This is a genomic window from Virgibacillus sp. 7505 (genome assembly GCF_002272135.1).
GTDB lineage: Bacteria > Bacillota > Bacilli > Bacillales > Amphibacillaceae > Terribacillus.
In genome coordinates this window covers 189,432-196,353 of record NZ_NPBF01000033.1, presented here as the reverse complement: position 1 = coordinate 196,353, position 6,922 = coordinate 189,432, and the positions used below count along the sequence as shown (strand labels likewise).

6 protein-coding genes and 2 pseudogenes are annotated in these 6,922 nt (G+C 40.6%); 6 read left to right on the top strand and 2 right to left on the bottom strand.

Going from position 1 to position 6,922, the window contains the following annotated elements:
- The first annotated feature begins 65 nt into the window (after window positions 1-65).
- From CHH91_RS16045 to CHH91_RS21295, 4 genes and pseudogenes are all read left to right on the top strand, one after another.
- Window positions 66-1,247, top strand: coding sequence for a tape measure protein (locus CHH91_RS16045; RefSeq protein ID WP_095224438.1), 1,182 nt, complete (start codon window positions 66-68; stop codon window positions 1,245-1,247).
- On the top strand, window positions 1,219-1,905 hold the full coding sequence (locus tag CHH91_RS21300) for a hypothetical protein (RefSeq protein ID WP_286160812.1): 687 nt from the start codon (window positions 1,219-1,221) through the stop codon (window positions 1,903-1,905). Before CHH91_RS16045 ends, CHH91_RS21300 begins: the two co-directional genes overlap by 29 nt.
- A 223-nt stretch (window positions 1,906-2,128) precedes the next feature.
- A pseudogene (locus CHH91_RS16035) lies at window positions 2,129-2,372 on the top strand (holin).
- Between the two features lie 59 nt (window positions 2,373-2,431).
- A pseudogene (locus CHH91_RS21295) lies at window positions 2,432-3,226 on the top strand (N-acetylmuramoyl-L-alanine amidase family protein).
- 148 nt (window positions 3,227-3,374) lie between these two features.
- On the opposite strand, the gene CHH91_RS16025 reads toward CHH91_RS21295, so the two are convergent.
- Together CHH91_RS16025 and CHH91_RS16020 are read right to left on the bottom strand one after the other, a co-directional pair.
- Complete coding sequence (locus CHH91_RS16025; protein WP_095224437.1) at window positions 3,375-3,806, bottom strand: hypothetical protein; 432 nt, start codon at window positions 3,804-3,806, stop codon at window positions 3,375-3,377.
- 113 nt (window positions 3,807-3,919) lie between these two features.
- Window positions 3,920-4,903, bottom strand: coding sequence for a polysaccharide biosynthesis protein (locus CHH91_RS16020; protein WP_095224436.1), 984 nt, complete (start codon window positions 4,901-4,903; stop codon window positions 3,920-3,922).
- A gap of 195 nt (window positions 4,904-5,098) precedes the next feature.
- Between CHH91_RS16020 and CHH91_RS16015 the strand changes: the two genes are divergently transcribed.
- Both CHH91_RS16015 and CHH91_RS16010 read left to right on the top strand, forming a co-directional pair.
- Window positions 5,099-5,584 (top strand): hypothetical protein, encoded by a 486-nt coding sequence (locus CHH91_RS16015; protein WP_141234177.1) that lies wholly within the window; start codon window positions 5,099-5,101, stop codon window positions 5,582-5,584.
- A 74-nt stretch (window positions 5,585-5,658) separates the two neighbouring features.
- Complete coding sequence (locus tag CHH91_RS16010; protein WP_095224434.1) at window positions 5,659-6,870, top strand: glycosyltransferase family 4 protein; 1,212 nt, start codon at window positions 5,659-5,661, stop codon at window positions 6,868-6,870.
- Window positions 6,871-6,922: the final 52 nt, after the last annotated feature.

The window sequence follows — 6,922 nt, the reverse complement described above, 5'->3', positions numbered from 1 at the left end:
ACTGGAAGTACTTGCGAAACAAGCGGCGGACACCAAGAAAAAATAAAAAAGAGAGGAGGAAATAGATGGCTAAACTGACAGCAAGATTCGAGCTTCAGGATCGCATCAGCAAGAAACTGAAGTATATCACTGGTCAGCTGGATCATATGGAACAGCGGCGAAAGCGGTGGGAACGTCCGGTGACAGTTACTCTTGATGACCGAGTGACAAAAGGTATGCTGAAGTTACAGCGCTTCATCCTGCGAGACTTTCAAAAGAGTTATACCATCCAGATGAAAGTGCAAGACTTAGCAACTAAACAGATGCGGAAGTTTGATAGATTTGTTCAACGGCGAATGCCTAAAAGACATGAGGCCTTTTTGAAAGCTGTGGATCAAGCGACTCCAATGATTAAGAAGCTACAGCGCTATATGGGAAAGAGCATGCTGAATTCCTACGCATTCGGTATAGTGGCAAAAGACAAAGCAACGCCTGTTGTGCGCAAAATTGCTAGCTATGTACGAAACAACCTGCAACGAGGTTACTTGGTTACGGTTTCTGTTATCGATAAGGTAACCAAAACTGTCGGCTGTATAGCAAACTACAACCAGAGATTCGCTTCCAAGTCGTATGAGATCACCTATAAAGCAGTGGATATGGCAACACGTACACTTGGAAGCATCCGAAGTATGGTAAGTTCTATTCCCGCTCTGATACCTATCACTTTAGGAGTCGTTGGAGCAGGAAAATTAACCGATGCTACTGTGGGTTCTGCGATGGATTTCGAGCAGTACACAGTTTCGATGAATCACTGGTTAGATGGGAACAAAGACAAGGTAAAAGAGACCATGGATGGGCTTGGTCGTTACGCTGATAGCACACCATTTAACATGGACGAACTGTTCCCAGCGATGACCCGAGGTATCGGGATATCTAACGGTGACGTGAAACAAGCACAGTCACTACTCAGTGTTGCCAGTGATATGGCTGCCCTTACACCAGGTAAGACAGTGAACGATGCCATGGAAGCACTTTCTGACGCCCAGATGGGCGAGTTCGAGAGAATGAAAGAGTTCTCCATGAAAGTCACTGCAGATGACTATGCTGCTATGGGTTGGGACGGTTTCATAGATAAAGCGAACGAGAGATTCTCTGGTGGCGCTGATGCACTATCTCAAACAGCTCGAGGGAAGCTGAGTACAATCACTGGTTATATCGGTACTACTTTCCGACAAATGGGTGACGAATCTCAGGGAGAATTATCTTGAGAATGAAGATTTCCGGAATCTGGACTTTGAAGGAAAGGTTAAATTCGTTCTGGATGATGTGAAATCATGGTGGAATGACACAGCTAAGCCAAAAGTAGAATCATGGTGGCTAAGTACTGGTGAACCATGGGCAATTGATATGGGTACACTCATCGGACAAGCTATGTATACCGGAATCGTTGGAGGTATGAAGGGTGGTCTTGGAGTTGTAGGTGGCATGAAAGATGCTTTTAATGATCCGAGTGTCGGTTCTATTGGCAGTGCTGCAATAGGAACGTTACTAGCCGGATCAATAGCCTCCATGTTGCTATCACCACTTTTAAAATCAGGCAAGGTAGCTGTAGATTCTGGGAAATGGATGTACGACAAAGGTAAGAAAATCCATGGCTGGAATAAGAACCGTAAAGGTGGAGGACCTTCTAGTCCCTCTGCACCGCCTAATGCACCAGCGTCTAAAAATTACCGAGCACCGAATGATCCTCAGCCATACCTGCCTAATCCAAAGGGTAAACAGCCGAAGTATGGTCGTTCATGGTTTGGAGAACAACCACATCAGGTAAATGAGCCGAATACCTTCAAGAATGCAAAGCAAAACGGCGGTGGATTTTTATCCAAAGCACTTGGCTGGGGTAAAAACGAGTTTTTTTGTTGTCAATGAAGGCTTGTCAATTCTGGAAAACTGCGCCCAGTTGGGGCTTCCCATTCCGCCAATTCTGTTTAATGCATTAGAGAAATTGCATCGTGATCCAAGCGGTAAAGAAGCATCACTCGAAAGAGATCCAATGCTAGATAACTTGGATAAGAAAGAGCTAATAAAAGAGAACAAGCAGCTACAGCAGGAAGTCATTAAAGAGAAAAGTCCATTGAAGGGGGGAATAAAGATGGAAGAAGTAATGACTTTTGCGACAATCATTAGCCCCCATTGTTCTAGCATTGGTACAACTGGTCAAAAAGACAATACCTGTTAACAATCATTACTTGCCACTTATCAGCTTGCTTGTAGGGATAGTGGTTGGGTTTATTTCCAAACCTTTCACACCATTAGATACAGTGCTGCGGTTGTGGGCAGGTGGTTTTGCGGGACTTGCAGAAGCTGGTTTGTTCTCATTAGGTAAGAAACTATAGCAAAAAAAGATTAAAAGGAAAAGATTTATTATGGTAAAAGTTTATATTGATCCAGGTCAATGACGAGAAACAGAAAATCGATATGTATAAACGTTTCCAGAGCTGTTCATGGTGGAACTGATCCAGGAGCACAAGGAAATGGATTAAAAGAAAAAGACATTACACTTGAAGTAGGGAAAATGGTAAACGAGCGCTTGGATGCAAGCGGGTTTGAGACACGAATGTCACGAACTGGAGACATATTCCCTTCTTTATCTGCTCGTACAAACGACGCAAATAAATGGGGAGCCGACTTCTTTATGAGTATTCACGTTAATGCTGGCGGAGGCGAAGGATACGAGGATTATCGATATATCAAGCTTTCCGCTTCTTCAGCTACTGGAAAGCAGCTAAATTCGGTATGAAGGATCGCGGTGCAAAATCCGCAAACTTCCATGTATTACGAGAAAAAAATGAGCGCTGCACTAACAGAGCTAGGATTCATTGATTCCAGCAAAGATGCAAAAAATCTAAAAGACAGCTCTTTCCTATCACAAATGGCTTGGGGAATCGTGGATGCTCTGTGTGAAATCTACGGAAAGAAACCGGCAGCCCCTGGCTCGGATGCTGACAAAGGTGCTGTCGGTAAACTTGTTGTTGTGAAGGATAACTCTGATGGATGGCTATGGACCTATAAAAGCGCCAACTGGAATGACAGGACAGTTAAAGTTAAACCTGGCGAAGCTTTCACCATAATGCTTGAATTGACGGTGAATGGCTCTAAGATGTACCAAATTAAGTCTGGTTTATATAACGGCTTCCACAAAATACGTAAAGGTAGAATAGAAAAAAGCCTGCTTCCATTAGGGAAGTAGGCTTTTTGCTATTCTAAAGGATCCATGAAAAAAACTCCCCTTAAAAGAGGAGTAATACTATTAAAAAGGAGTAGTACTAGAATGACATCGTAATAGATAAGACTGAAAAAAATCACAAAAGAGATAGGGTACTTCAGACGACTGTTATTTATCCTGTGAAGGCTATACCGTAAAAACTTTCAGGGCCGACTCGCACTGTTCCTAATAAACTTGAAGTAATGAAAGCCGTATAAGTTAATTGTCCGCTAGATGGTGGTGGTACGTTAAAGTCAGAAGCAACAAAATTAAACGCCTGTGGACCAACTATCTCAAGGTCCAAGTTTGATGATGCAGAAAAAACAAGAGGGTCTGTTGGCTGTGTTCCACGTACGACAGTGACCGTTACAGATGTAAGCGCCGGAACAAGGGGAAGCTGTAGAGAGATGATTCCACTCATCTGAACACGAATTGGAGTGGTTGCCTCTGCTGTAATAAGTCCTACTTGACCAAATAACTGCGGAGCACCGACTAAAACTGGAATCGATATAGATCCTGATGTGCTCGCATTCTGCGAAGTTCGAGCATCAAGTACTGTGACCATATTTTCGACCTCCTTTCTGAAGAAGATACTATAAGTTATGTGTAACAGTACTTCATGCAAAGGACAGCCATACTGATATATATCTACCGTTTTTTTTCGTTCAACTTGTTATCCTATAAAAATCCTCCTTTAGATAGGATGCTTTTTATTTCTTTTGCTGAGAGTAACATTTGACCTGAGTTATAATTTGTTATCTTAACCTTTTCATAGTCCTTATACTGTTCTTTTATTTCTTTAGTTTTAAAGTTGGGAAGAATAACAAAATAACTTTTATCATAGAGAATTGCTGATTGACTTTCTGTTTCACTTAAAAGCAGTTCATGAATCTTTTCACCGGGTCTAATACCGATGATTTCAAAATCATTCCTTACTCCATGTTCGTCCATAAGGACGTTTGCTAGTTCAGTTATTTTAAACGCAGGCATCTTCATAATGAAAATTTCTCCTCCGAGTGCATCAGATGTTGCTTTCAAAACAAGCTGTATAGCATCCTCTACAGTCATAAAGAAGCGTGTCATTTCCACATCAGTTATCTTAATCTTCTCATTTTCAGAAATCGCTTTTTTAAACAAGTGGATAACACTACCGTTTGTCCCTAATACATTTCCACCTCGAATACAAATAAATGTAGTCTTTACTTTTCTAGTATTAGCATGTGTAATCAAATGTTCTCCCATTGCTTTGGACAGACCATAGAAATTGGAAGGATTTGATGCCTTATCTGTTGAGATATAAATTACCTTATCAATTTCATTAAGAATAGCAGCATCAATTACATTTTGGGTACCTATCACATTAGTTTTAAAAGCTTCCATAGGTTGTTCTTCGCATACAGGAACATGTTTGAGAGCGGCAAGGTGAAATAAATAGTCAACTCCCTTAGTAGTAGCGTTTAAAGCCTCCTGGTCACGGATATCTCCGATATAGAATTTTAGCTTTAGATTATTATCAAAATCCTGCATCATCTTAAACTGACGTGATTCGTTTCGGGAAAATATGCGAAGTTCTTTAGGTTCATAAGACAATAGCTGCTTTACAAGCTCATATCCCCAGGATCCCGTACCTCCCGTAATAAAGATAGTTTTGTTCTTGAACAATCTTTAAACCTCCTAGTAATTTGTAGTTAGACTGCCATGAGGGGTGTCTCAAGGGAAAAACTTTTAATATCATGATTTCTCAATAATATATGGGAGATTTATAAAAAAGATTGGATGGACACACACTCATTTTAAAATTTGGGTAAGTCAAAGATTTGTTCTGCACATATATTAAATGTGGAGAGGATGATGTTTTTGGTGAAAAAAACTAGGATGTATCAAAATCAAAAAAGGGTTAATTCTTGTAGTAGTGGGACCATTTGGGGAGGAGCGTTTTTGGCTCGCAGGGGATTTCGTATAACTAACTATACAGTAGTAACTCCTGCCGTTGTACCTTTAGAAATTACTTCACCTGAAATTCCTATAGTTTCATCAGCAGTTGTTGCTCCATTGCAGGATCAATTTAATAATCAAGCAGATGAATTTTTGTTTCCTGCAGAAACTCAATCCCAAGTTGATAACGCAACTGTAGCTGATCCAGTGTCTCTACCACAAGATATTCAGCAAGTTAGCGTTTCTCCACCGCCACTTATTCCGGCGACACCAGTACCATACGAATCTAATGAAGTAAATGGATTCCAAACTGAATGGAATGCTGAGGGGGCTAGGGTAGTTAATATCAACAATAGTCGAGTAACTATACCAGATCTCGATATTATTGGTGTAATTCCTGACGAGTGATAGCTTCCTGCTAAGCAGGAAGCTTTTACTTATATACATGCACATTATCTGAAGAATATATGGGGGATTGAAAAATGAAAATTTTATTAGCAACCTATTGGTCCATACCTCATTTGGGAGGTGTATGGACTTATGTATCCCAGCTTAGAAGTCGCTTAGAAGAATTAGGGCATTCAGTAGATATCTTAGGATATGGAGGAGACAACACTTTTGTTCAACTTATTGGGAAAGATATAAAAATTCCTCGCGATCGTTGGACTCCTTACGTATACAGTGTCTTGCAACGTGAGAATTATCCAAAAGTCTATCTCAATGATTTGGTTGAATTCACAGAAGTACAGCGCTACGTATTCGAGCTTGCAGCATCTGAATTTAACTTAGACGAATATGATATTATACATTCCCATGATGTTATTTCAACAGTAGCATTAAAACGTGTGCTACCGGAGGGAAAACCACTTGTAGCTACCTTACACGGATTAGTATCACATGAGATTCGTCATCAGTTACAAACTATTCATAAATCATCAACTTCGGAATTAGCACGTGCTTATTTTGATGAGATTGAAAGACTGGGTGCATCGAGTGCAAACGTGACAATTACCGCAAACGAATGGTTACAAGATGTCTTAGTATCGGAATTTGGTGTACCGAAAGAGCAATTTGAAAAGCTTCACTATGGTTTTACAGTGGATCGATTTTTAGAAGAACAAGCTAAATTAACTAATATTCAGGCACCACCTGGAAAGAAAGTTATTGTATATGCAGGAAGGATTATAGAGCAAAAAGGTGTAGATTATTTAATAGATGCTTTGGCATCACTTAATCATAGAGGGGACTGGGTTTGCTGGATTATAGGTGAAGGAAATAGGAAACGACATTTAGAGGAGCGAGTAAATGAACTCGGGTTAAGTGATAAAGTCCTATTTCTTGGTAAAAGAGAAGATGTACCAGTACTGCTGAAGCTTGCAGATATCTGTGTACTTCCGAGTTTGATGGACAACCAACCACTCAGTGTTATTGAAGCTCAAATAAGTGGGAAAGCAGTAATTGTTTCAGACGCTGGCGGTCTACCAGAGATGGTAAACCACGGAGTTACAGGCTTAATCGTACCGCAGGCGAACACAGCTTCCCTGCTCAGTGCAATTCAGACCCTTTTGGATGACGATGCTTATAGAGAAATCCTCGGTAATCAAGCTCGAGAATGGGGAGTAAATTACTGGTCTATGGAAACAGGTGTAGATCGTCTTCTCGAAATATATAAAAGATTTGTACCTACTACCTAAGATGTTCTTCTCAATTCGGAGAAAATGGACGTTTTCGTGGTCGGTTTGCTCT

Bases quoted from the DNA above. Each gene is read 5' to 3' on its own strand.
- CHH91_RS16010 (WP_095224434.1), top strand. From the start codon at position 5,659: ATGAAAATTTTATTAGCAACCTATTGGTCCATACCTCATTTGGGAGGT.
- CHH91_RS16045 (WP_095224438.1), top strand. From the start codon at position 66: ATGGCTAAACTGACAGCAAGATTCGAGCTTCAGGATCGCATCAGCAAG.
- CHH91_RS16025 (WP_095224437.1), bottom strand. From the start codon at position 3,806: ATGGTCACAGTACTTGATGCTCGAACTTCGCAGAATGCGAGCACATCA.